We start from the raw sequence: 23864 nt of genomic DNA, 5'->3' as shown, positions 1-23864 counted from the left end.
AAACCAGACTTCAATCCTTGCACAACGGATGCGTAAACTATGGCGTTGCGTTGTGCAATCATGAGGGTATCCTCTGCCTATCGAGAAAACACTGGAGGAGCATTCCATGCGCGAGATTGGTCATTTCATCGGCGGCAAGCATGTCGCCGGCACCAGCGGCCGCACGGCCAACGTCTACAATCCCGCCACCGGCGAGGTGCAGGCCCAGGTGGCATTGGCGAGCGTCGCCGATGTCCGCGCCGCGGTCGAGAACGCCAGGGAAGCCCAGGTCAAGTGGGCGGCCACCAACCCACAGCGCCGCGCCCGCGTGTTCATGAAGTTCGTGGATCTCCTGAACCAAAACATGGATGAGCTCGCTACGCTGCTGTCCAGCGAGCACGGCAAGACGGTGGAGGATTCGAAGGGCGATCTCGTGCGTGGCCTGGAAGTCTGCGAGTTCGTCATCGGCATCCCGCATCTCTCCAAGGGCGAGTTCACCGAAGGCGCCGGGCCGCATATCGACATGTATTCGATGCGCCAGCCGGTCGGTATCGGCGCGGGCATCACGCCCTTCAACTTCCCGGCCATGATCCCGATGTGGATGTTCGCGCCTGCGATCGCCTGCGGCAACGCTTTCATCCTGAAGCCGTCGGAGCGCGATCCGTCCGTGCCGCTGCGCCTCGCGGAACTGATGATCGAGGCAGGACTTCCGGCCGGCGTGCTGAACGTCATCAACGGCGACAAGGCCGCGGTCGACGCGATCCTTGCCGATCCGGATATCGGCGCGGTGTCCTTCGTCGGCTCGACCCCGATCGCCCGCTACGTCTATGGCACGGCGGCGATGAACGGCAAGCGCGCCCAGTGCTTCGGCGGCGCCAAGAACCACATGATCATCATGCCGGATGCCGATATGGACCAGGCCGTCAACGCGTTGATGGGCGCGGGCTACGGCTCTGCCGGCGAGCGCTGCATGGCGGTTTCGGTTGCGGTTCCGGTGGGCGACGATACCGCCGACCGTCTCGTGGAAAAGCTCATCCCGAGGATCGAGTCGCTGCGCATCGGCCCCTATACCGACGAGAAGGCCGACATGGGCCCGGTCGTCACAAAGGATGCCTATAACCGCATCAACGGCCTGATCGGCAAGGGCGTCGAGGAAGGCGCCAAGCTCCTGGTCGATGGCCGCGGTTTCAAGCTGCAGGGCTATGAAGAGGGCTATTTCGTCGGCGGCACGCTGTTCGACCACGTCACCGCGGACATGGAAATCTACAAGACCGAAATCTTCGGTCCCGTCCTCTCGGTCGCCCGCGCCAAAAACTATGAGGAAGCCCTGTCGCTGCCGATGAAGCACGAATACGGCAACGGCGTCGCGATCTTCACCCGCGACGGCGATGCGGCGCGCGATTTCGCGTCCCGCATCAACATCGGCATGGTCGGCGTCAACGTGCCGATCCCGGTCCCGCTTGCCTATCACTCCTTCGGCGGCTGGAAGGCTTCGTCCTTCGGCGATCTCAACCAGCACGGCATCGATTCCATCAAGTTCTGGACCCGCACCAAGACGATCACCGCCCGCTGGCCCTCCGGCATCAAGGACGGCGCCGAGTTCGTCATGCCCGTCATGCGGTAAGTCGAACTCCAAAAGACAAACACATTCTGCGGGCTCCTTCGGGAGCCCGTTTTTGTTCCAGGTGTTGACCTTTTATCCCATCGTCCTAATTTAGCGCGCTGTAGGAGTGGGGAGTACCATGGTCTACGAGTGGGATGAGAAGCGCGCCCGCCGCGCTCAACGCATCAGAATGAGTCTGAGCCTGCTGGTCGCTGCATGTGTTGTGGGAGTTCCCGTCTGCATAGCGGCGGCGCTGGATATCGTGCCCGCGTTCTGATCCGTTCGATCAGGGCTGGCGCTCGGTAATCGAACAGACAAACGAAAATGGCCGGAGCGTTGCGGCCCCGGCCATCCGTAATTCAGTAGTGCCGAAAGCTCAGCTTTCCGGGCCTTCGTTGAAGCCGACCTTATCGACCAGTTCGGAGGCCTTCTTGCGGTTGGCCGCGATGTCCGAGAGCGGCAGCGTATCCGCCTTGATGGGGCCCCAGGCCTTCACCACGTCGGAAGGCTCGGCGCCCGGCATGACCGGATATTCGTAGACCTGCTCGCCATAGATCTTCTGCGCTTCGCCGGAAGCCAGGAATTCCATCAGCTTCAGGGCGTTTTCCTTGTTCGGCGCGTTCTTGGCGAGCGCCATGCCGGAAATGTTCACATGCGTGCCGCGATCGGCGGAGTTCGGGAACAGGATCTTGATGGCGGCTGCCCATTCCTTCTGTTCCGGCTCCTTTTCGTTGGTCTGCATCAGGCCGACGTAATAGGTGTTGCCGAGCGCGATGTCGCATTCGCCGGCCAGGATCGCCTTGGCCTGGTCGCGGTCGCCGCCGGCCGGCTTGCGGGCGAGATTGTTCTTGAAATCGTTCAGCCACTTCTCGGTATATTCCTCGCCATGGGCGGCGATCATCGAGGCGAAGAGGCCGATATTGTAGGAGTGCTGACCGTCGCGGATGCAGATCTTGCCCTTCCACTTGGGATCGGCGAGCTCCTCATAGGTGATCGTGTCCTGGCTGACGCGATCCTTCGAGGCGTAGATGACGCGGCCGCGCGTGGTGAGTCCGAACCATTCCCCCTGCGGATCGCGGAAATTGGCCGGGATGTCCTTGTTGATGGTCTCGTTGTCCGTCACCGGCTGGGTGACGCCGCCGTCCTTGGCCTCGACGAGACGGGAGATGTCGACCGTCATGATCACGTCGGCGGGCGAGTTCACGCCTTCCGCCTGGATGCGCTCCACGAGGCCCTTGTCCAGGAAGAGGACGTTGGCGGTGATGCCGGTCTCCTTCGTGAAAGTGTCCAGCAGCGGCTTGATCAGGTCCGGCTGGCGATAGGAGTAGATGTTGACCTCGCCATCGGCCGCCGCGACGGAAGCGGTTGCCAGCACGGATGCAGCCGCAAGTAGAAGTTTGTGCAGGTTAGAGCGGTTGCCTTTCATGACTGTCCTCCTATGATTGTCTTTGTTGACGACAAAGGTCATGATTTGGTTCGCTCGTCAATATGCCCGAATGGCCGCTGCATAAAAGTTGATCACGATTTTCTTATTTTGGAATTGTTCAAAACTAGCAAAGCCCCTATATATGGATCGTTAACGAACTCCGGAGACCGGTATGCGCCTGACGAAACAGACAAATTACGCAGTCCGCATGTTGATGTACTGCGCTGCCAATGAAGGGCACCTGAGCCGCATTCCCGAGATTGCGAAGGCTTACAACGTCTCCGAGCTCTTCCTTTTCAAGATCCTGCAGCCGCTCAACAAGGCTGGTCTGGTGGAAACCGTGCGCGGCCGCAATGGCGGCGTGAAGCTCGGCCGGGCGGCGGACCGCATCACGCTTTTCGACGTGGTGAAGGTGACCGAAGAAAACTTCGCCATGGCCGAATGCTTCGAGGACGGCGTGGTGGAATGCCCGCTGGTCGATAGCTGCGGCCTCAACGCGGCGCTGCGCAAGGCGCTCAACGCCTTCTTCGGCGTGCTGGCCGAATACACGATCGACGACTTGGTGAAGGCCCGCCCGCAGATCAATTTCCTGCTGGGTCTCGATGAGACGAACCTGGCGAGGACCCGTCCTGCGGTATCGGCTCCGGCCGCCTGATCTTTCTCCTGTCTTTCAACGTTTGCCATCCGGCGCCTGCCTTGCAGCGCCGGATGTTTCATTTCTGCCCTCCGGCAGGTTGACCTTCCGTGCCTGGTGAATAGAAGGGAATATCCCTTCCGTCCGCTTCCCGGCTTTTGATTCCGCCGAAGGCTTCATCATGTCACGTCCGGATATCCGCGCCTTTGTGCTCACCCTGCTGATTGGCGGCGGTGGCGCGCTCGTCGCCTATGCGCTCGCCTTTCCTGCCCCCTTCCTCATCGGTCCGGCGCTGGCCGTCACCATCGGCGGGCTTTGCGGGCTGAAGCTCACCGTGCTGCAGCAGGTGCGAAACGTCTGCTTCGTCATCATCGGCGTATCCATGGGGACGGGGCTGACGCCGGAGGTGATCGTCGCGGCGAAGACCTGGCCGCTCAGCTTCGTCATGGTCCTGGTCGCCGTCGTCATCCTTCTTCACAGCGGTGCCTGGGTCCTGCAGCGGCTGTTCGGCTATGACCGCGTTACCGCGCTGCTCGCCGCCTCGCCGGGGCATCTGAGCTATATCATGAGCCTGGCGGCCGAGACCCGCAGCGACATGCTGGTGGTCGGCATCGTCCAGAGCGTCCGGGTTCTGGCGCTGACGCTCACCGTGCCGCTGATCGTCGAGTTTCTCGATCTCGCCGGCGCCGCTCCCGCTCTGCCGGCAGAGACGATGAACCTCCTCGTGCTGGCCGTCACGCTTGCCGCGGCCGTCGCGCTCGGCCTGCTTTTCCTCCGCTGGCATTTTCCGGCAGCGCTACTTCTCGGCGGCGTCGTGGCGACCGCCGCGACGCATGTGACCGGCCTCGTCTCCGGCGCGGTCCCGGATTGGATACTCACGCCGACCTACGTGGTCCTCGGCTGCGTCATAGGCACCCGTTTTTCCGGCGTTTCGATCACCGCGCTGAGGTCGGCCTTCGTCGCCGGCATGGTGCTGACGGTGGTCGTCACGGCGCTTGCGGCCTCCATGGCGGCTTGCGTTTCCTATCTGACGGGTGTGCCGCTCGATGCGGCGCTCATCGCCTTTTCCCCAGGCGGGCTGGAAACCATGGCTGCCATGGCGGTGATGCTGAACGCCCACCCCACCTATGTCGGCGCCCATCACGTGCTGCGGCTGATGTTCCTGTCCGCGCTGATGCCGCTGGTGCTGGGCAAGGATGCCCGGCAAAAGCCCTAATTCGGGACTGGGGGCTTGTGCAAATCCGCGCGGCGATGGATATCGGCATGCGCGAGTTCTTGAAGAGTGGAAGAAAAATGTCGGATATCAGTGCGCGCCCGCCTCGGGCGATCATCGTCATGGGCGTCAGCGGTGCTGGAAAATCCTCGGTCGGAGAGCTCCTGGCCGAACGCCTCCATTGCGCCTTCGCGGAGGGCGATCGCCTGCATCCGCCGGCCAATGTCGAAAAGATGGCGAAGGGAATTCCGCTGACGGACGAGGACCGCTGGCCCTGGCTCGATCTCGTCGGCGAGGAACTGGCCTCCGCCCTGAGACGTGGCGAAACCCTGGTTCTTTCCTGTTCGTCGCTCAAGAAGATCTACCGCGAGCGTCTGCGCAAAGCCTCCGGCGGAGAACTGTTCTTCGTCTTCCTCAAGGGCACGCCGGAACTCCTCCAGGTGCGTATGGGCGAGCGGACGGGACACTTCATGCCCACCTCGCTCCTGCAAAGCCAGCTTGCGACGCTGGAAAGCCCCGAGGGGGAAGAGGGGGTGGCGACGGTCGATATCGACGCAAGTCTGGAAGTGATCGTCGACAAGGCTTACGAAGGCCTGACCAAGTTTTGGTCCGCCTGATACCGTTTCAAAAAGGGGCGTATTCCGATAACGGCCCCGCATAAAAGTATTACCTAAAAAAATATTGCGAACAAGCTCTTCGAACATCTTGCCGTTTCGAAAAAAGATACATTTCTAGTGTATAGGACGTTTCCGTTTAGCCTCTGAAACGCTCCATGGCTCTGCGCGCGCCTCGGGGGAAACTCCGAGTGCCCGCAGTCATCGAAACTGTGAATGTTCAGGAGACGCTTTCCGGATGTCAGACTCGACGCAAGGCCCTGCGCGCAGCAAGCTTCGCAGGGTGCCCAAACAGGAGAGAAGCCGCGAGCGTATCGACGAAATCCTGAAGGTGTCCATGGACCTGATCGGCAGGAAGGGCATCGATGCGGTGACGATGAAGGAGATCGCCGCTCTCTCGGGCGGTCCGATCGCATCCGTCTATCAATACTTCCCGAACAAGTCCGCGATCGTGGCGATGCTTTACGAGCGCTATGCCGAGGAGGTCCTCGGTCTTGTCATGGAATGTACCAGCGGCGTCGAAAATCGCGAGGATGCCTTCCGCGCCGTGGAAGACCTCTTCGAGAACTATTTCCAGGCGGTCCGCGGCAATCCCCCCTTGCAGGACCTCATCAACGCCATCCAGGCGGACAAGACGCTTTCCGACATGGATATCGCCCATTCGCGCATCCATTCCCGGATATTCATCGAAGCCACCCGGAATTTCGTGCCGGAGCCGTTGCACGAGCAGTATGGCCGGTCCGTCTTCCTGATGTTCCATCTTGCGGTCGGCGCCGTGCGGCTTGCGCTTCTGGTGGGCGAGGGGGAGGCGGCGCTCGTCATCGCGGATTTCAAGAACTGTGCGAAGGTTCAGCTCAGCCAGTTCATCGAGGGCAGCTTTCCGGACTTCGGATAAAAGCAATTCCAGGAAAAGTGGACACCGGTTTTCCGTCCGGAATTGCATATGTCATTTTGACTGGTCAAAGGCCCAGCCGGTCCCGCAATCCGTACCACCAGGCGCCCAACATGGTGAGCGGCACGCGGAAAGTCCGCCCGCCGGGGAAGGGCAGGTTCGGCAGCGAGGCCCAGATGTCGAAGCGCTCCGCGTGTCCCGCCACCGCCTCGCCGAGGATTTTCCCGAGCAGATGCGTGGTCGTCACTCCGTGGCCGCTATCGCCATGCGAGAAATAGATCTTGTCGGAAAGCCTGCCCATGTGTGGGATGCGGGTGAGCGTCAGCGCGAAATTGCCGCTCCAGGCATAGTCGATCTTCACGTCCTTCAACTGCGGAAAGGTCTTCAGCATGTTGGGGCGGATGACGCCGGTCAGGTCTCTCGGATCGTTCCCGCCATAGCCGATGCCGCCGCCATAGAGCAGGCGGTTGTCGGAGGTGCGGCGATAGTAGTCGAGAATGTAGTTGGCGTCCTCGACGCAATAGTTCGCCGGCAGCAGACTTTCGATCAGGTCGGGGGCCAGAGGCTCGGTGGTCATCACTTGGCTTGAGACCGGCATCATGCGGCCATGGATTTCCGGCAGCAGCGGCGCGAGATAGGCATTGCCGCAGACAAGCACGTAGGAGGCCTTTACCGAGCCCTTCGCGGTCCGCACGACGGGCTTGTCGCCCATATCGAGGCCAGTCACGCGCGATCCCTCGAATATGCGGCAGCCGAGGCTTTCCGCGGCGGTTGCTTCGCCAAGCACGAGGTTGAGCGGATGGATATGGCCGCCCAACCTGTCGATCATGCCGCCGGCATAGCGCTCGGTCTTCACGTATTGGCCGACATCCGCCTTCGGGATCATTTCGAGCCCGGTATGGCCGTGCCTTTCCCAATCGGCCTTGTGGGCCTCCATCTCGCGGATCTGCTTCTCCGTGAAGGCGGCGAAGAAGCCGCCTGCCACGAGGTCGCAATCGATGCCGTATTTCGCGACGCGGCTGCGGATGATCTCCCCGCCTTCGAGCGACATCGCGCCGAGCTTCACCGCCTTGTCGCGGCCATAGCGCCCGGCGATCGTCGCAAGATCGCGGCTGTAGCCGTTGACGATCTGCCCGCCATTGCGGCCGGATGCGCCGAAGCCGATCCTTGTCGCCTCCAGCACCACGACGGAATAGCCGCGTTCGGAAAGTTCGAGCGCCGCAGAAATGCCGGTGAAGCCTGCGCCTATGACGCAGACATCGGCTTGTGTCTCGCCTTTAAGGGCAGGGCGGATGCGCTTGTCGTTCGCGGAAGCCGCGTACCAGGAGTTCGTATGGCCGGGATTGTCGCTGGTCATCATCCGTAAAGTTCCAGCCGTATCCGCCGGTTAGATGCCGAACCTTTCCGGCCGGTAGGCGGAAATGTCGATCAGCGTCTTCTCGCCCGTGATCGCCTCGGCGATGACCTGGCCGGTAATAGGGCCGAGGGTCAGGCCGTGATGCGCATGGCCGAAGGCGAACCACAGGCCCTTGTGGCGCGGCGCCTTGCCGATCACCGGCATCATGTCCGGCGTGCAGGGGCGGGCGCCCATCCAGGGCTCCTGGTCCAGCCGCTCGGCGAGCGGGAAGATCGATTGGGCGACCTTTTCGGCGCGCTCGAGCTGCACCGGCGTCTTCGGCGCATCGCGCATCGCGAACTCGGCACCGGTGGTGAGCCGGATGCCCTGGTTCATCGGCGCGAGGAAATAGCCGCGCTCGGCATCCATGGTCCAGCCGTTGAGCTTCGCGTTCCCCTGAGTGGCATAGTGCATGTGATAGCCGCGCTTGACGCCGACGAGGAAGTCGTAGCCGAGCGGCTTGGTCACCGTGTCGGACCAGGGACCGAGCGCCACGACCACGTCCTTTGCCTCCACCGTGCCGTCGCCGGCCACGATCCGCCAGCCGGTCGAGGTCTGGGAAAGGCTCTTGGCGTCGCCTTTCAGGATGCGCCCGCCGAGCTTTTCGAAGAGCGCCACATAGGCGCGCGTCAGCGCCAGCGGGTCCTTCACCGACCAGGGATCGAGCCATTTGAGACCGCCGACGAAATCGCGGGAAAGGTGCGGCTCCTGGGCGGCGATATCGGCGGGCGTCAGGTCCTGGTACTTGACGCCGTATTCGCCGGCCAGCCGTTCGGCCTCCTTCATTTCGCCGTCATGCTTGGCGGAAGTGCGGAACACCTCCGTCCAGCCGTCCTTCTGGATCAGATCCTCCGCCCCGGCCGCCTCGATCAGCTCGTTATGGGTGGAGATCGAATGCTCGATCAGCGGCGCATAGGCGCGCGCGATCATCTGGTGCCGGGAAAGATTGGAATGCCACCAGTATTTGGCAAGGAAGGACGTGACCCTGGGGATCGCCCGCCAATGGTAATGCGCGTCGATGCGGTTGTTCAGCGCATAACGCAGGATCATCCCGAACTGCTGGGGAAAGCCGTAGGGCACGACGCCCTCGCGCTGGATGAGGCCGGCATTGCCGTAGGAGGTCTCCAGGCCCGGTTCGCGCCGGTCGACGAGAACGACCGATTTGCCCCGCCTTGCCAATTGCAGCGCTGTGGAAACGCCGATGATGCCGGCTCCCAGAACGATCGCATCCGCACTCATGATATGCATTACCCCAGTCTTTTTCGAGTTGATCCGAACATGCCCATCCGGGTGCTGCGGTGCAAATGAAAAATCGCCGCGCGCCCGTAAATCCACCGGCTCTCCCGAGGGACGCGGCAGGCTCGCTGCTGTTGATCCTGATGCCGCAGCGATCACATCTTCTCGTTTCCCGTCATGGTAGGTGGCAATGCGGGAACCCCTTACATAGTTTCCCGCCGTCCGATTCACCTTGGATGGAGCAATATGAAGACCCAATTGTCCCTGGCGGCCTTCGCCTTTCTTGCTGCCCTGCCGGCACACGCGCTCGCGCTCGATCCGGGCATCGTCAAACAGCTCAATGCGCTTGCTCCCGAAGAGCGGCGCGAGCAGCGTTGCGATATGGAAGCGATGCAGCGGATCAAGGAAGACACCAAGAGTTTCCGTCCGGACAAGGTGATCGCCTATACGTTCGGCGATCCGGTTCGCGAGGGTGATGCCATCGAGGCGCCCGGCGCCGTCTTCCGCAGCGGCGGCGATTGGTATCGGCTGGAATACGAATGCAGGACAGGCGACCAGGGCCTCAAGGTGCTGTCCTTCGACTACAAGATCGGCAACCGCATCCCGCGGGAGGAATGGGGCCAGCATTATCTCTATGAGTGAATGCGGCGTGGGCGTATCAGCCCGGCAGATGCGGCACCGTCTTCCGTTCCGGGAAAAGCTCGTTCAGCACCGTCATCATGATGAGCGATAGCGGCAGCGCCAGCATGGCCCCCACCGCCCCCCACATCCATGTCCAGAACAGGATGGCGACGAAGACGAGGAAGGGATTGATCTCCCACTGACGCCCCATGACCGCGGGGAAGATCAGGTTTTCCATGACCAGGTGGAGAGAGAAGAAGACGGCCGCCGGAATGAGCCCGAGGATCAGCGCCTCATGGGTGAGAATGCCGGCGACCGCGACCGAAATGGTCATCAGCGTGATGCCGAGAAAGGGAATGAAGCTGGAGAGGAAGGCGAACATTGCCCAGAGCACCGGCATCGCGAGCCCGCCGAAATAGGCGATCAGCGCCATGCTTACCCCGAGCGCCAGGTAAATGAGCGTGGCGGTCGCGAAATAATAGCCGAGCACATGATCGATCGAGTTCAGGACGCGGATCGCCACCAGCCGCTGCCGGCGGGTCGGGAAGGCGAGAATGATGGTGCGCCGGAGCTTCAGCCGCCCGTAAAGGAAGAGCAAGAGGGCGCCGAAGAAGATCAGCGCCTGGATGATGGCGGGCGTCAGGCTGGCGGTGAGCACTCCGAGTATGTTGCTGGAATTTTCGATGAGCGACTGCACCGACATCGGCCCGGTATCGAAACTCGCGGGCGAGATGTTCAGCCATTGCTGGCGTTCCAGATAGGGCAGGATGCGGTTGATGGTGCGCTCGATGGCGCTCGGCCCCTCGCGCACCAGCGTCGCGACGGGCTGCGCGAGCGAGTTGACGATGAAGAAGAACACCGCCGCCACCAGCGAGGACAACAGGACGGCGGTCGCAAAGCGCGGCATGCCGGCGCGCCCCAGCCGGTCCGCGGCAAGCCCGAGGATGAGCCCGACGACGACCGCGAGCGTCAGCGGGATCAGGATCAGCGACATGTAATGGACGATCCCGAAGCCGAGGATCATGAAGATGCCGATCACCGCCCAGGACGTCGCCACCTCCAGCGCCTCGCGGCCGAGCGGCAGCCGCTCGGGGGGCTCGACCTCGTCGGTATGAAGGGCCGCGTCATGCCCTCCGAGTTCCGGAACGGGTTTCTTCGGCGTCGCGCCCTGTCGGCTGTTGGTAGTCATGTCGTTTCCGGACTCCCGCTGCGAGCCCTCAACGCGAAAGCCCGAATCTGGTTCCGGAAGCCTGTCGCCGGCTCAAGCCGAAAGCGTCAGTCCTATGCCCCACGGATCCTTGAGAGACCAGCCCTCGCTGGTCTTGGACGTGGCGATCTCCTGCGCTTCAAGCGCGGCCAGCGCCTTGTCGAGCGCGGCTTTCTCGTTGAAGCGGATCGTGTAGCCGGAAAGCCCGGTCATGTTGGCCTGCCGGGCACCGGCGCCGCGGCTGTTCCAGATATTGGCGGCGATATGGTGATGATAGCCGCCGGTCGCGAAGAAGCTCGCGCCGGGATAGCGCGCCATGATCTTCAGACCCAGCACGTCGCGATAGAAGGCGTCCGCCTGTGGGATATCGCCGACCTGCAGATGGATGTGGCCGATCGCGGTGCCATCCGCCATGCCGTCCCAACCGTCCTTCGGGGCGCTTTCGTAAAGCTCCTGCAGATTTAGGCGGCGCGTCGCCATCTCCACCGTGCCGTCCTCTTGGTAAGTCCATTCCTCCGGTGCACGGTCGCGATAGATCTCTATGCCGTTGCCCTCCGGGTCGGAGAGATAGAGCGCCTCGCTGACCAGATGGTCCGAAGCGCCGTCGAGCGGCATGTCATTACCGGCGGCATGTGCCACCCAGCGGGCGAGTTCCTGACGGCTCGGCACCAGGAAGGCGGTGTGGAAGAGGCCTGCGGCATTGCGCGGCGCGCGGGCGGCGTCCTTCTCCATCGTCAGCGTCAGGAGCGGGCGGCCGCCGGCGCCGAGGATCTCGCCGCTCGGGCTCTTCTCGATCGACTTGAGACCGATGATCCTCTGGTAGAAATCGGAAACGCGCGGCAGGTCGGTAACGACGAGATGCACCTGGCCGATATGGGCCGGGCGCGTCAATGCGAACGGGGTGGCGGGCATGGTCATGGGTAAACACCTTCTGGACGGCGGGATGCGGAAGGCCGCCAACGATCGTCAAACTCGAGCCTCAATATCGGCAAGATCGGATGTTCACGATAGTGCAACGATCGGCGATTATTTGTTTCGCAATTGTTGACGCAAGTCGCGCCGTGATCGAGAAACGCAAACCGCTGCAACCGAGTGTGATGGGGCGCGGTCTTGCCGCCGCCGCCCGCCCGCGACATTCTATAAATGCCGGTTGGGCGATAGTCTGGACGGGATGGTCATGAGCGAGCTTTTCAATTTCGGGCGCAATTACGATTTCCATGAGCTGGTGGCCGATGGCATCGTCCACGGCATCGGCATCGTATTTGCGCTGGTCGGCGCCACGGCCCTCATTTTCTATGCGACCGTCTGGTCGAGCCATGGCGAGATCGCCGCGGCGTGGATTTACGGGCTCGGCCTGGTGCTCTGCCTCTCCATCTCCTTCACCTACAACATATGGCCGCATTCCCGCACGAAATGGCTGCTGAGAAGGCTGGATCATTCGGCGATCTTCATCCTGATCGCCGCCACCTATACGCCCTTCCTGCAGCGCGGAGCCCATGAGCCGCTGATCCTCTTCATGCTCGTCATGATCTGGCTGGTTGCTATCAGCGGCATTATGCTCAAATGCGTCTTTCCGGGCCGCTATGACAGGCTGGCGATCCTGCTCTATCTCGCCATGGGCTGGAGCGGCGTGATCGTCGCGGGGCCGCTGTCGCAATATCTGCCGGCAATCACGCTGTGGCTCATCATCGTCGGCGGGCTCATCTATTCGCTGGGCGTCATCTTCCACGTATGGGAGCGGCTGCGCTTCCAGAACGCCATCTGGCACGGCTTCGTGGTGGCCGCCGCCGCCGTCCACTACAGCGCGGTGATGACCTGTTTCAGCCTCTCGCAGTCGAGCTTCTGAGAAGCAGCGGGCCTTTGCCGATATCGCTGGACAAGTGCTGACGCATTCCACTATGAGAGAACATAATATATATCATAGTGGACAAGCTTATGAAGCCTGCGATCGAAATACGCGATGCCACCGAGGCCGACCTTCCGGGCATTCTGGAAATCTACAATGACGCGGTGGCCAATACCACGGCGATCTGGAGCGAGACGCTGGTGGACCTGAAAAACCGGCAGGAATGGCTGGCGGCGCGAAAATCGCGCGGGTTTCCGGTGCTGGCCGCGATTTCGGATGGCAAGGTGGTGGGCTACGCCTCCTATGGCGACTGGCGGGCCTTCGACGGCTACCGCCACACCGTCGAGCATTCCGTCTATGTTCATAAGGCGGCGAGGGGTCTCGGCATCGGCCGCTCGCTGATGCGGGCGCTGATCGAGCGTGCCGCGGACGCGAAGGTCCATGTGATGATCGCGGGGGTCGGGGCGGAAAACCCCGCCTCTATCCGCCTGCATGAAAGCCTCGGCTTCCGCATGGTCGGCCGCTTCTCCGAAGTCGGTACCAAGTTCGGCCGCTGGCTGGACCTCGCCTGCCTGGAGTTGAGGGTCGAGCCGAGGGACTGAATGAGAATACGTTGCTAACTATTATCAGCCTGTGCTAGATTTCCGGTAGAGGTGACGACATGGCCAGCAGCGCGAATCTCGGGAAAAGACTGGAAGACTACGTCGACGAGCTGGTGAAAACCGGCCGCTATAACTCGCGTAGCGAGGTCTTGCGGGAAGGGGTGCGGCTGGTGGAAGAACGGGAGAAGCGGCTTGCGGCTCTCGATGCGGCGCTGGCGGAAGGGCTTGCCGATGCAGATGCGGGGCGAGTGAAGCCGGCGAGCGAAGTGCTCGCATACTTTCAGGCCAAATACGAAAAGATGATGAAAGACGGCGACACGTGATCGTTGTCTATACCGCAAAATCCCACGCTGACCTTGATCGCATTTGGCAGTTCATTGCTCCGGATAACCCTGGCCGGGCGATGACTTTCGTCCGTGAGCTTGTGCAGCGGTGCGAACGGCTAACGGATTTTCCCTATCGGTTTCCCCTTCTTCGGAGATACGAGCATACGGGAATTCGTCGCCTGCGGCACGGTGAGTATCTTATCTTTTATCGTGTCAGCGAAACCCAGATCGACATCCTGCACGTTATCCACGGTGCCCAGGATTACGAGACAATCCTTTTTCCGAGCGACGAATAAGTCAGCTTCTCTGCAGGGCCAGGTGCGTGCCGAGCCCGACGAGGAGCGCCCCGCCGGCCCTCTGCATCAGCCGCTGGGCACGGCCCGAGTTCCGCAGCTTGCCGATGACGGCGCCTGCCAGCAACACGCAAACGATATCGGCCGACGAGAACATCAGGTTGACGATCGTGCCGAGGATGACGAACTGGAGCCAGATCGGGAAAGTGGCCGAGGCATCCACGAATTGCGGCAGGAAGGCCAGGAAGAAGATCGCCGTCTTCGGATTGAGCACTTCGACGGTGACGCTTTCGAAAAAGGCGCGGCGGCCGGATTTCCGCGTGATCTCGGGAAGTTCGCCGCCGCCTGTCGCCTTGGTGCGGAAAAGGGTGATGCCGAGCCAGACGAGATAGGCCGCTCCCGCAAGCTTCACCGCCAGATAGAGGACCGGCACGGCGTGGAAGAGCACGGAAAGCCCTGCCGCGGCCGCAAGCACATGAGCATAGCCGCCGACATGAATGCCGAGCGTCGCCATGAGGCCGGCCCAGCGGCCGCGCGCGAGCGTCTGCGCGGCGGCGTAGAGCATGGCCGGGCCGGGAATGTAGGCGAAGACCGCCGTGGTGGCCAGAAAGGCGAGAAGCAGTTCGATCGATGGCATGGGCGGGCTCCAGGATATTCCCGCATCATTGCCGCAGCTTTCGGTTGTTCGCAAGCCTCATTGGAAGCCGGCCGGGCATGATGCCGGCCGGCTTCGATCGTATTCACGCCGCCGCCGCGGCAAGTTTTCGCTGCTCCTGCGTCAGTCCGTCATAGCCGTAGTCGCCGGGCGCGATCACGTGCACCACGACATAGGTTGCGACGGAGAGTTCCGGCCCGAGCACGGATTTCAGAAGCGCATGGCCCGCCTCGACGAAGCGCTGCCTCTCCTCCGCCGTGTTGGTCCCCTCGGTGATCTTGACCTCGATATGGCCGGCGACCGAGAGCGGCTTGCCGCCGACCGCCCAGCCGAAAAGTTCGGCCTGTTCGACAAGCACGGCGGTTGCCTCCGCGCGCTTGCGCATCAGCGTCACCATCAGCTTCGTGGCCTCCTCCTGCAGGTGGCGGATGTCGTTCTCGCCGATCTTCCGGCCGGCGATCGTGATGTGAACGAAAGGCATTTTTCGAACTCCTTTGCGGGTGTTGATCTTTCTTGACGGGATCAGCATGCGCCGGCATGATGGTTTTGAAAATCGCGTAGTTTAAAACAAATGATTTTGGAAAGCTGAATGGTTGCGATGCCCGTCAACATCGACATGGATGTGCTCAGAAGCTTCGTCACCGGCTTCGAGCTCGGCAGTTTCGCGCGAGCCGCCGACCGGCTCGGTCGCTCGCCCTCGGCCATCAGCCTGCAGCTTCGCAAGCTGGAGGATCAGGTCGGCCAGACCCTGGTAGCGAAGCAGGGCAGGGGGCTGATGCTCACCGAAGCGGGCGAGCTTATGCTGGGCTATGCCCGCCGCATTCTCGATCTCAACGACGAGGCGCGCATGGCGTTGCGGGGCCTCAACGCGCTGGAAGGCTGGGCACGCGTCGGCCTGCCGCAGGATTTTGCCGAAACCTGGCTTCCGGACTTGCTCGGACGCTACTCCCGGGCGCATCCGAAGGTGCGGGTCGAGGCGCGCGTCGATCGCGGGTCGGAACTGGTGGAGGCGGTGCAGCGTGGCGAGCTGGATTTCGCGCTGACCTGGGGCGATCTCGAAAGCGCCCATTCGCAGGTGGTTGCAAGGCGTCCTGTCTTCTGGATCGGCGGGTCGGGGGATTTCCGACGTGATGCCGCCGAACCGCTGCCGATGATCGCCTTCGATGCACCCTGCGCCTTCCGCCGCGTGGCGGTCGAGGCGCTGGAGGATGAAGGCGTCGCCTGGCGTCAGGTTTTCGCAAGCCCCAGCCTTGCCGGGCTGTGGGCGGCGGTGACGGCGGGTCTCGGCGTCACGCCGCGCACTCTGGAGGGCAAGCCGCCGCACCTCGTCACGCTCGATCCGAAGGAAGCCGGCCTCCCGCCGCTCGGCGAGGTCGATCTCGTCATCCATGCGGCCAAGGCGAAGGCCGAGCCGCATGTCGCGGAACTGCGGAACCTGGTGCTGGAGGCGATCGCCGGCCGCTGATTTTCAGCTCCTTCACCGCGCATCGCCGCCGCGATCTGCCCCTCACCCCAGCCCTCTCCCCGTTTTGACGGGGAGAGGGGACTTGCCTCATGTGGTGCTTGCGGAATGAAGAAGACGGCGCGGCATATCCCTTCTCCCCGCGAGCGGGGAGAAGGGGGCGGCAGCCGGATGAGGGGCATGCCCGTGGATCAACGAGAAAGCCTCCCCCGCCAATCGCCCTCGTGCCGATCGCCAGCCGTTCGGCCTCTTCGCGAAGATCGAGCGTCACAATCGTTCCGTTGCGAATGTCGCGCTTCAGCGTATCCTTGCGCTCGGGCTCGACCTTGATCTCGCCGGTCTCGAAGAGCCTCTCCAGCCGGCTGCGGGAAAGCCCGAGTTCTCCAGCCAGCAGCCGGTCGAGCCTGAGGCCGATCGGGAAGGGCAGGGCAAGCGTGATGCCAATCCTGCGCCAGCGCTCGGTCCCGGATATCGCCCCCTTGCGGACCTCGAACTCGGTGCTTTCCTCGATGCGGCTGGCCCTGGCCCTCAGCGCCTCCGCATCGAATTCCAGGCTTGCCACGAAGGCAGGTGCACTGGCCTGCAGGGCCTCCAGCACAGCGGGTTCGATCTGCCGCACGTTTTGCCGTTCGAGGATCGGCCGGTTCCAGGTCTTCTCGCAATCGATGCACCTGTAGATCAGCCAGGCGTCCAGCCTGCGGCCGTTTGCGTTGAGCCGCGTCTTGCCGCTGGAGCGGAAGGGCTTTTGAGCGCCGCAGCCGGAGCAGGGGAGGATGGGGCGGGGTGGGATTTTCGAAGTTACAGTCCATTCGACGTGAAGGATGTCGCACATGCCGTCTTGATCTTCCGGTCGGGAAGTTCATGCGGGAAATGGCACTGGAGAAGCCCTGATCGGGCGCGGCGTGGCGAATGTCCGGACTGTCGAAGAGATGAAGCGTCGGATGGTTTCAGGGCAGCGGAGGCCGCACTGGCACGAGCAATGCCAAACCGGTCTCAAGCCGCCACCCCGATGAACAGTCAGCCCATGCGTTCGCACGTCAGCGCGAGCCGCATGGCGGGTGAACCTGTCGAGACCGGGGATTACTTAGGCAAAGCGAACCTCAAAAGCCGACGCTCTTCGGCTGCAATGGATAACCGACCGGAGCGGAAAAGCAAGTCCGGCTCTCGCCCTTGGCGACTGTGACCTATATGGAAAGACAACAGAACAGGACGAGGTGAGGATCATGGACATCAAGCGCAGCGGATCGCAACCGTCGAGGCGGCAGCCTGCCGATTATTTCACCGGCACCGTCCGGCTGGACCCGGTCATCGAAACGCCGGACCCCGCCCGCGTGCGGGCCGCCGCCGTCACCTTCGAACCCGGCGCGCGCACCAACTGGCACACCCATCCGCTCGGCCAGACGCTGATCGTGACGGCGGGCTTCGGCCTTGCGCAGACCTGGGGCGGGCCGATCCGGGTCATCCGTCCGGGCGATGTCGTATGGTTTCCGCCGGGCGAGAAGCACTGGCACGGTGCCGCTCCGACCACGGCCATGACCCATATCGCCATTCAGGAAGCGCTGGACGGCTCGCCCGTCGACTGGCTCGAGCCGGTGACGGACGATCAGTATTCCGGCGAGCTCGCGAAGGATTAATCCACGAGGCGGATCGCTTCGTGGAGCCCATACCAGTCGTGCTTGCGCTTCGCCCAGAAGAGTGTGGCTGGCGCTGCGAACTTGGGCTCGCCGAAGCAGCCGACGGAAACGACGAGCTGTTCCGGGATCACCTCCGCCTCCATATAGACCAGCGAGCCGCAGGTCGGGCAGAAGATGTTATCCATCCAGTGGCCATTCTCGGTGATGCGGCGGAAGCGCCGCCGCTCGCCCTGGTCCTCGGTCACGGCGTCCCGCCGGAACCGGGCGCGATAGGCGAAGGCCGAGCCTGTCGCCCGCTGGCATTCAAGGCAGGCGCAGGCATAGACCCGGAGCGGCTCTCCCCGGAAGGAAAGCCGCAAGCTGCCGCAGGAACAGCTTGCGGTGTGGTCCGCCGGCATGTCCGGCCCCGTCATTTCGCCCCCATGAAGCGCGCCAACACGGCGAAATCGTCGTCCTGGTGGCCGTTGCGGAGCGCGGTTTCCAGAAGGCCCCCGAGCGCGTCCCCGAAGGCGGGGTTGAGGCCGCGTTCCGCGACGAGGTCGCGCAGGTGGTGGAAGGCGGAGCTATGGGCGGCGATCGTCGCCAGCGTTTCGGCGTCGCCGAGATCGCGGCCATCGCGGATGCGCTCCATCAGGTCTTGGCTGGCCCCGTCGATGATCGCCTGCGCCGCTGTCAGAAAACCGGCATAGGTGTCGAATTCGATGTCTTCCGCTCGGCAGATGGCGAGCGCCTGCAGCGTACCGAAGAGCGTGCCCCACATTTGGGAAAGCAGCGCGCTGTCGAGCGCCGAGGCCGTGCCGAAATCCTCGCCGACGAAGGCGGACTTGCCGCCGAGCGCCTTGAACAGCGCTTCGTGCTTGTTGAAATGCGCCTTCGAGCCGCTGTAGAGGATCACCGTTTCCGCCCCGCCGATGAAGTTCGGCGTCGCCATGATCGCGCCGTCCAGATAGGCAATGCCATGGTCCTCCGCCCACTTGCCGGTTTCGCGGGCGGTCTTCGGAGAGCCGGAGGTGAGCTGCACCAGGAGCTTGCCCTTAAGCGCCTCGGCGACGGCCGGTTTGCGCAATTGCGCGTCGGAAGCCTCGTAATCGAGAAGATTGACGATGACGATCTCCGCAGCTTCTGCCGCGCGCTCCGGCGTCGGCTCGGGGATTGCGCCGAAACCCGCCAGCGCTTGCGCCTTTTCAGCCGTCCTGTTCCAGACATGCACGCCGTGATCGGCTTCGAGCAGCGTCTTGACGAGTGCCGCGCCCATGCGGCCTGCGCCGAGAAAACCTATTGTGGTCATCGATCATAACTCCAATATTTGCGATGCCACCCTGATAGGACCGGGAAACCGCCGTGGTAAATTACCCACCTTCGGGTAAGCGGTTACGTTGAGGTAAGGAGAAGAGACCATGAAACGCCTGCCAGATGACGATTGCGGCTTCGCCACCGCCCTCAACGTGATCGGCGGAAAGTGGAAGACCGATATCCTCTGGGAGATCAACCTTGCGCCGCGCCGCTTCGGGGAACTGAGGCGCATCCTTTCGGGCGTCAGCGAGAAGGTGCTTGCCCAGCAGCTCCGCGAGATGGAGGCGGACGATCTCATTCGCCGCGAGGTGTTTCCGGGCAAGGTCCAGCGGGTGGAATATTCCGTGACCGATTTCGGCCGCAGCCTCAACGAGGCGGTGACGGTGATGGCGGACTGGGGCAAGGCCTTCGAGATCCGCATGGCGGAAAAGGCCGAAGAGGAGGCCCGCCCGCCGATGGCGTCCCCTGTGGCACTGAGAGCCTGATGCTGATCCGCAAACCGGTCCTGGAGAAGATCGTGGCGGGCGAGGTGACGCTCGCCTTCCGCCGCTGGAAGCGTCCGACGGTCAGAAGCGGCGGCCGGCTGCGCACCGCCGTCGGTGAGCTTGCCATCCATGATGTTTCGATTGTCGCCCCGGAAAGCCTGACTGCGGACGATGCCCGCGCCGCCGGCCATGCATCGCTCGATGCGCTGAGGAAGGAGCTTGCGGGCGAGGGGGAGATCTACCGCATTTCGCTTTCCTACGCAGGCGCGGACGGCCGCGCGGCGCTGAGGGAAGAGACGGAGTTCGATGAAGCCCAGCTCGCCACTCTCCACGGCAAACTCCGGCGCATCGATGAGCGCCTCGAAAGACCTGGCTGGACGCGGAATACGCTGCGCCTCATCGGCGAAAATCCGGGCCGCCGGGCGCAGGAGCTTGCCGATCTCCTCGGTATGGAAAAGGCGGCGTTCAAGACTGAGGTACGCCGCCTGAAGGAACTCGGCCTTACAGAAAGTCTCGAGACCGGCTACCGGCTCTCGCCAAGAGGATGGAAAGTGCTGGAGGGCGCTTGAGGAAGGCTATTTCCCTGGCTCGAACACCATGGCATGGCCGTTGATGCAGTAGCGCAGGCCCGTCGGCGGCGGGCCGTCGGGGAAGACGTGGCCGAGATGCCCGCCGCAATTGGCGCAGCGGATTTCCGTGCGCACCATGCCGTGGGAACTGTCGCGATGCTCGGTCACCGCGCCTTCCTTGACCGGCTCGAAATAGCTCGGCCAGCCGCAGCCGGAATCGAACTTGGTGTCGGATATGAACAGCGGCTCGTTGCAGCCGGCGCAGCGGTAGAGCCCCTTTTCCTTACTGTCCCAGTAAGGCCCGGTGAAGGCGCGTTCCGTGCCGGCCTGGCGCAGGATGCGATATTGCTCCGGCGTGAGCTGCTCGCGCCATTCGATGTCGCTCTTGTGGACTTTCGGCGTGGTGACGTCGGACATGGAAATCTTCCTCTCGTTTTCCCATAGATAGGGTCTGCCGGGTGCGACGAAAAGCCGGCTTTCTGTGCATCGCGCCCGAAAATTCTTGAGGCACCGGATTCATTCGCCTAATGAGGATAGTGCCGTCCGGACGGGGCGGATTCTGCAGTGAAGATCGGGAGAGGATATGGCTGCCAGCGCGCCGGCACTGACATTGTTGTGTCTCTTCCTGCCTTTCATCGCAGCCTTCCTGGCTCCGGTCCTCACACGCGCTTTCGGCCACAAGGCCGCCTGGCTGCTGGCGCTGGCGCCGGCCTTCGCCTTCCTGCATTTCGCGAGCTTTCTCGGCGAGGTGGCGGCGGGCGAGGTGGTCACCGGCGGCTATGCCTGGGTGCCGAGCTTCAATATCTCGTTTTCCTGGTTCCTCGATGGCCTGTCGCTCACCTTCGCGCTTCTGATCACCGGCATCGGCACGCTGATCGTGCTTTACTCCGGCGGCTACATGAAGGGCCATCCGCAGCAGGGGCGCTTCTTCTCCTTCATTCTGCTCTTCATGGGCGCGATGCTGGGGCTCGTCATTTCCGACAGCTTCCTGATGCTCTTCGTCTATTGGGAGCTGACCTCGATCACCTCCTTCCTGCTGATCGGCTTCGATCACGAGCGCCCGGAAGCCCGCCGCGCAGCACTTCAGGCCATGGTGGTGACGGGCGGGGGAGGGCTGCTGCTGCTCGCCGGCTTGATCTTCCTCTGGAACATTACCGGGGTCACTCAGCTCTCGTTGCTCGTGCATGTGGGCGATGGCCTCAGGGAAAGCCCGTTCTATCTCGCCGCACTTCTTCTGGTGCTCGGCGGCGCCTTCACCAAGTCGGCGCAGTTCCCGTTCCATTTCTGGCTGCCGAACGCCATGGAGGCGCCGACGCCCGTCTCGGCCTACCTGCATTCGGCCACCATGGTGAAGGCCGGCGTCTATCTCCTGATGCGGCTGAACCCGGTCATGGGCGATACGCCCGCCTGGCAGATCCTGCTGCCCTTCTTCGGCGGCGTGACGCTGATCGCCGGCACGCTGCTCGCCCTCCGCCAGACGGATCTGAAACTCATGCTCGCTTACACCACCATGGCCTCGCTCGGCCTGCTGGTGATGCTGACCGGTTTCGGCGCCGATCACGCGGTGGAGGCGGCGGTGCTCTATCTGGTCGCCCATTCGCTCTTCAAAGGCGCGCTCTTCATGGTCGCCGGTGCGGTGGATCACGAGGCCGGAACGCGCGACGTGACCCGTCTCGGCGGGCTTCGCCGGGCCATGCCGGTCACTTTCGCAGCCGGCCTGCTCGCCGCGCTTTCCATGGGCGGCCTGCCGCTCTTCTTCGGCTTCCTCGCCAAGGAGGAGATCTATTACGCGCTCGCCCATGGCGATCCGCGCTCGATCATGTTCACGACCGTTGCGGTTATCGGCAATGCGCTGATGTTCGCCGTCGCCTTCGCGGTGGGGCTGAAGCCCTTTATCGGCAAGCACGTCGAGACGCCGAAGCACGCGCATGAGGGGCCGGTTCTGCTGTGGCTCGGGCCGGTGGTCCTGGCCGTCCTCGGGCTTCTCGCCGGCCTGATCTCGGCCCCGGCGCATCTTTACGTCTCCTCGCCCATGGCGAGCGCGGTGAAGGGCGCGCCGGTGACGATCGATATCTCCACCGTGCCGCATATCGGCCTGCCGCTTCTCCTCTCGATCGTCACGGTTCTCTTCGGCATCCTCGTCTATCTGCGGATCGACAGCGCCCGCGCCGCCATGGTCCGGCTGCTTGCCGCGCTCGGCCCAGGGCCGGATCGCGGCTTTGATCACTTCGTCTCCGGCCTGGTGCGGCTTGCCGTCTCGGTGACGCGCTTCGTCCAGCCGGGTAGGCTCGAGGTCTACATCACAGCAAGCTTCATCCTCGTGGCGCTGGCGCTGCTTCTGCCGCTCTTCCTCTTCGGCGAACTGCCGGATATGCCGGCCTGGCCGCGGGATGCGCTGATCCAGGAATATGCCTTCCTCGCCATCGCGCTGATCGGCCTCTTCGCGGTCCTCAAGGCGGCGGACCGGCTCACCGCCATCGTCTCCCTCGGCATTCAGGGCTTTGCGGTCGCGGTCCTCTTCCTGCTCTTCGGCGCGCCGGACCTCTCGTTTACCCAGTTCATGGTGGAGACGCTCTCGGTCGTCATCCTGGCGCTTGTCATGACGAGGCTCAGGCTCTCGCCCCGCGATCACCGGCCGCGCGGCCAGATGCTGTTCGATGCGACGATCGCCATCGCCTGCGGGCTGGGTTTCGCGCTTCTGCTGCTGAAAGCCACCCAGGCGCCCTTCAACAACGCGCTGACGGAATTCTTCAACGCCTATTCGAAGGTGATCGCCCACGGCGCGAATGTCGTGAACGTCATCATCGTCGATTTCCGCGGCACGGATACGCTGGGCGAAATCGCCGTGGTGATGGTGACCGGCCTTGCGGTTCTGGCGCTCATCCGCATCCGGGTGGGGGGCACGCGCCGGCTGGCGGATAATGTCCCCGGCAAGGACAGGGGGGCGCCATGAACACGCTGATCCTGCGCACCGTCGCACCCTTCATCACCGCGCTGATGCTGCTCTTCTCGGTCTTCGTGCTGCTGCGCGGCCACAATGAGCCGGGCGGCGGCTTCATCGGCGGGCTGATCGCGGCCTCGGCGCTTGCCATCTACGGCATCGCCTATGGCGTTTCGGCCGTGCGCCGTGCCATCCGCTTCCATCCCATGGCGATCGCCGGTTTCGGCCTGCTGATTGCCGTCATCTCCGGCGTGATCTCGATTTTTGCCGGCGTGCCCTTCATGACCGGGCTCTGGATCTATCCGACCCTTTTCGGGGTGGAGGTGCCGCTCGCTACCGTCGTGTCCTTCGATATCGGCGTCTACCTGGTCGTCGTCGGCGCGATCACCTCGATCGCGCTTGCGCTGGAAGAAAGGGATCACGACTGATGGAAGTGTTGTTTTCCCTGCTCATCGGCTTGTTCTTCGCCGTCGCCATTTATCTGATGATGTCGAAATACACCGTGCGCATCCTGCTCGGCATCGTCATTCTCGGCAATGCGGTGAACCTGCTCCTGTTCACCGCCGGCCGGCTGACGCGCGAAGTGCCGCCGATCATCGGTGCGGGCCTGGATGCCTTGCCGGCCGGCGCCGCCAATCCGCTGCCGCAGGCGCTGATCCTCACCGCGATCGTCATCTCGTTTTCCTTCTTCGCCTTCCTGCTGGTGCTGGCCTACCGCGCCTATCAGGAACTCGGCACCGACAATACGGACGAAATGCGGCTTGCCGAACCGGGCGACGAACCGCTTCCGCCGCTGGGGTATTAGTATGGTGTTCTTCTCCGTGGTTCAGACCCCTCCCCAACCCCTCCCCACAAGGGGGAGGGGCTTAACATGCCGCACCGCCTTCGATCCGGGAAGTAGGCGTTGCCGCGAGTCCTCTGCCCCCTTGTGGTGGGG

29 protein-coding genes are annotated in these 23864 nt (G+C 63.0%); 18 read left to right on the top strand and 11 right to left on the bottom strand.

Annotation, left to right across the window (positions count from 1 at the left end):
- The first annotated feature begins 106 nt into the window (after positions 1 to 106).
- Together YH62_RS18615 and YH62_RS30535 are read left to right on the top strand one after the other, a co-directional pair.
- Entirely contained in the window at positions 107 to 1603 is a 1497-nt protein-coding gene (locus YH62_RS18615; RefSeq protein ID WP_046795760.1) for a CoA-acylating methylmalonate-semialdehyde dehydrogenase, read from the top strand.
- 118 nt (positions 1604 to 1721) lie between these two features.
- Positions 1722 to 1859 carry a hypothetical protein gene (locus tag YH62_RS30535; protein ID WP_197082537.1) on the top strand — a complete coding sequence of 46 codons (138 nt, stop codon included), beginning with the start codon at positions 1722 to 1724 and terminating at the stop codon, positions 1857 to 1859.
- 99 nt (positions 1860 to 1958) lie between these two features.
- On the opposite strand, the gene YH62_RS18610 is transcribed toward YH62_RS30535, so the two are convergent.
- Positions 1959 to 3008 (bottom strand): Fe(3+) ABC transporter substrate-binding protein, encoded by a 1050-nt coding sequence (locus YH62_RS18610; protein ID WP_046795759.1) that lies wholly within the window; start codon positions 3006 to 3008, stop codon positions 1959 to 1961.
- 172 nt (positions 3009 to 3180) lie between these two features.
- On the opposite strand from YH62_RS18610, the gene rirA reads away from it, so the two are divergent.
- From rirA to YH62_RS18590, 4 genes are all read left to right on the top strand, one after another.
- Positions 3181 to 3663 (top strand): iron-responsive transcriptional regulator RirA, encoded by a 483-nt coding sequence (rirA, locus tag YH62_RS18605; protein ID WP_046795758.1) that lies wholly within the window; start codon positions 3181 to 3183, stop codon positions 3661 to 3663.
- 157 nt (positions 3664 to 3820) lie between these two features.
- Positions 3821 to 4858, top strand: coding sequence for an AbrB family transcriptional regulator (locus YH62_RS18600; protein WP_046795757.1), 1038 nt, complete (start codon positions 3821 to 3823; stop codon positions 4856 to 4858).
- Between the two features lie 77 nt (positions 4859 to 4935).
- Complete coding sequence (locus YH62_RS18595) at positions 4936 to 5472, top strand: gluconokinase (RefSeq protein WP_046795756.1); 537 nt, start codon at positions 4936 to 4938, stop codon at positions 5470 to 5472.
- Between the two features lie 235 nt (positions 5473 to 5707).
- A complete protein-coding gene (locus YH62_RS18590; protein ID WP_046795755.1) occupies positions 5708 to 6364 on the top strand; it encodes a TetR/AcrR family transcriptional regulator in 657 nt (218 codons plus the stop codon).
- Positions 6365 to 6428: 64 nt separating this feature from the next.
- Here the strand turns inward: YH62_RS18590 and YH62_RS18585 are convergent, their stop codons facing one another.
- Both YH62_RS18585 and YH62_RS18580 read right to left on the bottom strand, forming a co-directional pair.
- A complete protein-coding gene (locus tag YH62_RS18585; RefSeq protein ID WP_046795754.1) occupies positions 6429 to 7721 on the bottom strand; it encodes an FAD-binding oxidoreductase in 1293 nt (430 codons plus the stop codon).
- 27 nt (positions 7722 to 7748) lie between these two features.
- Complete coding sequence (locus YH62_RS18580) at positions 7749 to 8996, bottom strand: FAD-binding oxidoreductase (RefSeq protein WP_046796049.1); 1248 nt, start codon at positions 8994 to 8996, stop codon at positions 7749 to 7751.
- Positions 8997 to 9239: 243 nt separating this feature from the next.
- Here YH62_RS18580 and YH62_RS18575 point away from each other — a divergent pair, with 243 nt between their 5' ends.
- Complete coding sequence (locus YH62_RS18575; protein WP_046795753.1) at positions 9240 to 9635, top strand: DUF930 domain-containing protein; 396 nt, start codon at positions 9240 to 9242, stop codon at positions 9633 to 9635.
- A 16-nt stretch (positions 9636 to 9651) separates the two neighbouring features.
- On the opposite strand, the gene YH62_RS18570 is transcribed toward YH62_RS18575, so the two are convergent.
- Both YH62_RS18570 and YH62_RS18565 read right to left on the bottom strand, forming a co-directional pair.
- Positions 9652 to 10803 (bottom strand): AI-2E family transporter, encoded by a 1152-nt coding sequence (locus tag YH62_RS18570; RefSeq protein WP_046795752.1) that lies wholly within the window; start codon positions 10801 to 10803, stop codon positions 9652 to 9654.
- 72 nt (positions 10804 to 10875) lie between these two features.
- A complete protein-coding gene (locus tag YH62_RS18565) occupies positions 10876 to 11739 on the bottom strand; it encodes a VOC family protein (RefSeq protein WP_046795751.1) in 864 nt (287 codons plus the stop codon).
- Between the two features lie 259 nt (positions 11740 to 11998).
- Here YH62_RS18565 and YH62_RS18560 point away from each other — a divergent pair, with 259 nt between their 5' ends.
- The 4 genes from YH62_RS18560 (at position 11999) to YH62_RS18545 (ending at position 13891) form a co-directional block, all read left to right on the top strand.
- Complete coding sequence (locus YH62_RS18560) at positions 11999 to 12667, top strand: hemolysin III family protein (protein WP_046796048.1); 669 nt, start codon at positions 11999 to 12001, stop codon at positions 12665 to 12667.
- A gap of 89 nt (positions 12668 to 12756) precedes the next feature.
- Positions 12757 to 13269: a GNAT family N-acetyltransferase gene (locus YH62_RS18555; RefSeq protein WP_046795750.1), complete on the top strand. Its 513-nt coding sequence runs from the start codon at positions 12757 to 12759 to the stop codon at positions 13267 to 13269.
- A 59-nt stretch (positions 13270 to 13328) separates the two neighbouring features.
- Positions 13329 to 13592, top strand: coding sequence for a type II toxin-antitoxin system ParD family antitoxin (locus tag YH62_RS18550; protein ID WP_046795749.1), 264 nt, complete (start codon positions 13329 to 13331; stop codon positions 13590 to 13592).
- Positions 13589 to 13891, top strand: a complete 303-nt coding sequence (locus tag YH62_RS18545; RefSeq protein ID WP_046795748.1) for a type II toxin-antitoxin system RelE/ParE family toxin — start codon at positions 13589 to 13591, stop codon at positions 13889 to 13891. Before YH62_RS18550 ends, YH62_RS18545 begins: the two co-directional genes overlap by 4 nt.
- Position 13892: 1 nt before the next feature.
- Here the strand turns inward: YH62_RS18545 and YH62_RS18540 are convergent, their stop codons facing one another.
- Both YH62_RS18540 and YH62_RS18535 read right to left on the bottom strand, forming a co-directional pair.
- Positions 13893 to 14525, bottom strand: coding sequence for a LysE family translocator (locus YH62_RS18540; RefSeq protein ID WP_046795747.1), 633 nt, complete (start codon positions 14523 to 14525; stop codon positions 13893 to 13895).
- A gap of 103 nt (positions 14526 to 14628) precedes the next feature.
- On the bottom strand, positions 14629 to 15024 hold the full coding sequence (locus YH62_RS18535; RefSeq protein ID WP_046795746.1) for a tautomerase family protein: 396 nt from the start codon (positions 15022 to 15024) through the stop codon (positions 14629 to 14631).
- A 108-nt stretch (positions 15025 to 15132) separates the two neighbouring features.
- Between YH62_RS18535 and YH62_RS18530 the strand changes: the two genes are divergently transcribed.
- Positions 15133 to 16008: a LysR substrate-binding domain-containing protein gene (locus YH62_RS18530; protein ID WP_046795745.1), complete on the top strand. Its 876-nt coding sequence runs from the start codon at positions 15133 to 15135 to the stop codon at positions 16006 to 16008.
- Here YH62_RS18530 and YH62_RS18525 read toward each other — a convergent pair.
- On the bottom strand, positions 15926 to 16837 hold the full coding sequence (locus tag YH62_RS18525; RefSeq protein ID WP_348625772.1) for a DUF1062 domain-containing protein: 912 nt from the start codon (positions 16835 to 16837) through the stop codon (positions 15926 to 15928). The genes YH62_RS18530 and YH62_RS18525 overlap by 83 nt on opposite strands.
- A 391-nt stretch (positions 16838 to 17228) precedes the next feature.
- Between YH62_RS18525 and YH62_RS18520 the strand changes: the two genes are divergently transcribed.
- Positions 17229 to 17639: a cupin domain-containing protein gene (locus YH62_RS18520; RefSeq protein WP_046795744.1), complete on the top strand. Its 411-nt coding sequence runs from the start codon at positions 17229 to 17231 to the stop codon at positions 17637 to 17639.
- Here YH62_RS18520 and YH62_RS18515 read toward each other — a convergent pair.
- Together YH62_RS18515 and YH62_RS18510 are read right to left on the bottom strand one after the other, a co-directional pair.
- Positions 17636 to 18052, bottom strand: a complete 417-nt coding sequence (locus YH62_RS18515; RefSeq protein ID WP_245282129.1) for a GFA family protein — start codon at positions 18050 to 18052, stop codon at positions 17636 to 17638. The two genes, YH62_RS18520 and YH62_RS18515, sit on opposite strands and share 4 nt — an antisense overlap.
- Positions 18049 to 18927, bottom strand: coding sequence for an NAD(P)-binding domain-containing protein (locus YH62_RS18510; RefSeq protein ID WP_082118414.1), 879 nt, complete (start codon positions 18925 to 18927; stop codon positions 18049 to 18051). Before YH62_RS18510 ends, YH62_RS18515 begins: the two co-directional genes overlap by 4 nt.
- Positions 18928 to 19036: 109 nt before the next feature.
- Here YH62_RS18510 and YH62_RS18505 point away from each other — a divergent pair, with 109 nt between their 5' ends.
- On the top strand, positions 19037 to 19417 hold the full coding sequence (locus YH62_RS18505; protein ID WP_046795743.1) for a helix-turn-helix domain-containing protein: 381 nt from the start codon (positions 19037 to 19039) through the stop codon (positions 19415 to 19417).
- Positions 19417 to 19986 carry a hypothetical protein gene (locus tag YH62_RS18500; protein WP_046795742.1) on the top strand — a complete coding sequence of 190 codons (570 nt, stop codon included), beginning with the start codon at positions 19417 to 19419 and terminating at the stop codon, positions 19984 to 19986. Before YH62_RS18505 ends, YH62_RS18500 begins: the two co-directional genes overlap by 1 nt.
- Before the next feature lie 6 nt (positions 19987 to 19992).
- Here YH62_RS18500 and msrB read toward each other — a convergent pair whose 3' ends face one another.
- Entirely contained in the window at positions 19993 to 20403 is a 411-nt protein-coding gene (msrB, locus tag YH62_RS18495) for a peptide-methionine (R)-S-oxide reductase MsrB (protein WP_046795741.1), read from the bottom strand.
- Positions 20404 to 20569: 166 nt separating this feature from the next.
- On the opposite strand from msrB, the gene YH62_RS18490 reads away from it, so the two are divergent.
- From YH62_RS18490 to YH62_RS18480, 3 genes are read left to right on the top strand one after another with little or no spacing between them, the layout of a single operon-like run.
- Entirely contained in the window at positions 20570 to 22939 is a 2370-nt protein-coding gene (locus YH62_RS18490; protein WP_046795740.1) for a putative monovalent cation/H+ antiporter subunit A, read from the top strand.
- Complete coding sequence (locus YH62_RS18485; protein ID WP_046795739.1) at positions 22936 to 23355, top strand: Na+/H+ antiporter subunit B; 420 nt, start codon at positions 22936 to 22938, stop codon at positions 23353 to 23355. The genes YH62_RS18490 and YH62_RS18485 overlap by 4 nt, the downstream gene beginning before the upstream one ends.
- Positions 23355 to 23732 carry a Na+/H+ antiporter subunit C gene (locus tag YH62_RS18480; RefSeq protein WP_046795738.1) on the top strand — a complete coding sequence of 126 codons (378 nt, stop codon included), beginning with the start codon at positions 23355 to 23357 and terminating at the stop codon, positions 23730 to 23732. The genes YH62_RS18485 and YH62_RS18480 overlap by 1 nt, the downstream gene beginning before the upstream one ends.
- The last annotated feature ends 132 nt before the right edge of the window (positions 23733 to 23864 follow it).

The organism is Rhizobium sp. LC145, from assembly GCF_001005825.1.
Lineage (GTDB): Bacteria > Pseudomonadota > Alphaproteobacteria > Rhizobiales > Rhizobiaceae > Neorhizobium.
This window is presented reverse-complemented; position numbering and strand designations above follow the sequence as displayed.

Coding starts and splice junctions, on each gene's coding strand:
- YH62_RS18520 (WP_046795744.1), top strand. CDS start 17,229: ATGGACATCAAGCGCAGCGGATCGCAACCGTCGAGGCGGCAGCCTGCC.
- YH62_RS18610 (WP_046795759.1), bottom strand. CDS start 3,008: ATGAAAGGCAACCGCTCTAACCTGCACAAACTTCTACTTGCGGCTGCA.
- YH62_RS18615 (WP_046795760.1), top strand. CDS start 107: ATGCGCGAGATTGGTCATTTCATCGGCGGCAAGCATGTCGCCGGCACC.
- YH62_RS18560 (WP_046796048.1), top strand. CDS start 11,999: ATGAGCGAGCTTTTCAATTTCGGGCGCAATTACGATTTCCATGAGCTG.
- YH62_RS18530 (WP_046795745.1), top strand. CDS start 15,133: ATGGTTGCGATGCCCGTCAACATCGACATGGATGTGCTCAGAAGCTTC.
- YH62_RS18535 (WP_046795746.1), bottom strand. CDS start 15,024: ATGCCTTTCGTTCACATCACGATCGCCGGCCGGAAGATCGGCGAGAAC.
- msrB (WP_046795741.1), bottom strand. CDS start 20,403: ATGTCCGACGTCACCACGCCGAAAGTCCACAAGAGCGACATCGAATGG.
- YH62_RS18575 (WP_046795753.1), top strand. CDS start 9,240: ATGAAGACCCAATTGTCCCTGGCGGCCTTCGCCTTTCTTGCTGCCCTG.
- YH62_RS18485 (WP_046795739.1), top strand. CDS start 22,936: ATGAACACGCTGATCCTGCGCACCGTCGCACCCTTCATCACCGCGCTG.
- YH62_RS18510 (WP_082118414.1), bottom strand. CDS start 18,927: ATGACCACAATAGGTTTTCTCGGCGCAGGCCGCATGGGCGCGGCACTC.
- YH62_RS18565 (WP_046795751.1), bottom strand. CDS start 11,739: ATGACCATGCCCGCCACCCCGTTCGCATTGACGCGCCCGGCCCATATC.
- YH62_RS18550 (WP_046795749.1), top strand. CDS start 13,329: ATGGCCAGCAGCGCGAATCTCGGGAAAAGACTGGAAGACTACGTCGAC.
- YH62_RS18500 (WP_046795742.1), top strand. CDS start 19,417: ATGCTGATCCGCAAACCGGTCCTGGAGAAGATCGTGGCGGGCGAGGTG.
- YH62_RS18505 (WP_046795743.1), top strand. CDS start 19,037: ATGAAACGCCTGCCAGATGACGATTGCGGCTTCGCCACCGCCCTCAAC.
- YH62_RS18480 (WP_046795738.1), top strand. CDS start 23,355: ATGGAAGTGTTGTTTTCCCTGCTCATCGGCTTGTTCTTCGCCGTCGCC.
- YH62_RS18515 (WP_245282129.1), bottom strand. CDS start 18,052: ATGACGGGGCCGGACATGCCGGCGGACCACACCGCAAGCTGTTCCTGC.
- YH62_RS18525 (WP_348625772.1), bottom strand. CDS start 16,837: ATGTGCGACATCCTTCACGTCGAATGGACTGTAACTTCGAAAATCCCA.
- YH62_RS18580 (WP_046796049.1), bottom strand. CDS start 8,996: ATGAGTGCGGATGCGATCGTTCTGGGAGCCGGCATCATCGGCGTTTCC.
- YH62_RS18570 (WP_046795752.1), bottom strand. CDS start 10,803: ATGACTACCAACAGCCGACAGGGCGCGACGCCGAAGAAACCCGTTCCG.
- rirA (WP_046795758.1), top strand. CDS start 3,181: ATGCGCCTGACGAAACAGACAAATTACGCAGTCCGCATGTTGATGTAC.
- YH62_RS18540 (WP_046795747.1), bottom strand. CDS start 14,525: ATGCCATCGATCGAACTGCTTCTCGCCTTTCTGGCCACCACGGCGGTC.
- YH62_RS18590 (WP_046795755.1), top strand. CDS start 5,708: ATGTCAGACTCGACGCAAGGCCCTGCGCGCAGCAAGCTTCGCAGGGTG.
- YH62_RS18490 (WP_046795740.1), top strand. CDS start 20,570: ATGGCTGCCAGCGCGCCGGCACTGACATTGTTGTGTCTCTTCCTGCCT.
- YH62_RS30535 (WP_197082537.1), top strand. CDS start 1,722: ATGGTCTACGAGTGGGATGAGAAGCGCGCCCGCCGCGCTCAACGCATC.
- YH62_RS18595 (WP_046795756.1), top strand. CDS start 4,936: ATGTCGGATATCAGTGCGCGCCCGCCTCGGGCGATCATCGTCATGGGC.
- YH62_RS18555 (WP_046795750.1), top strand. CDS start 12,757: ATGAAGCCTGCGATCGAAATACGCGATGCCACCGAGGCCGACCTTCCG.
- YH62_RS18585 (WP_046795754.1), bottom strand. CDS start 7,721: ATGATGACCAGCGACAATCCCGGCCATACGAACTCCTGGTACGCGGCT.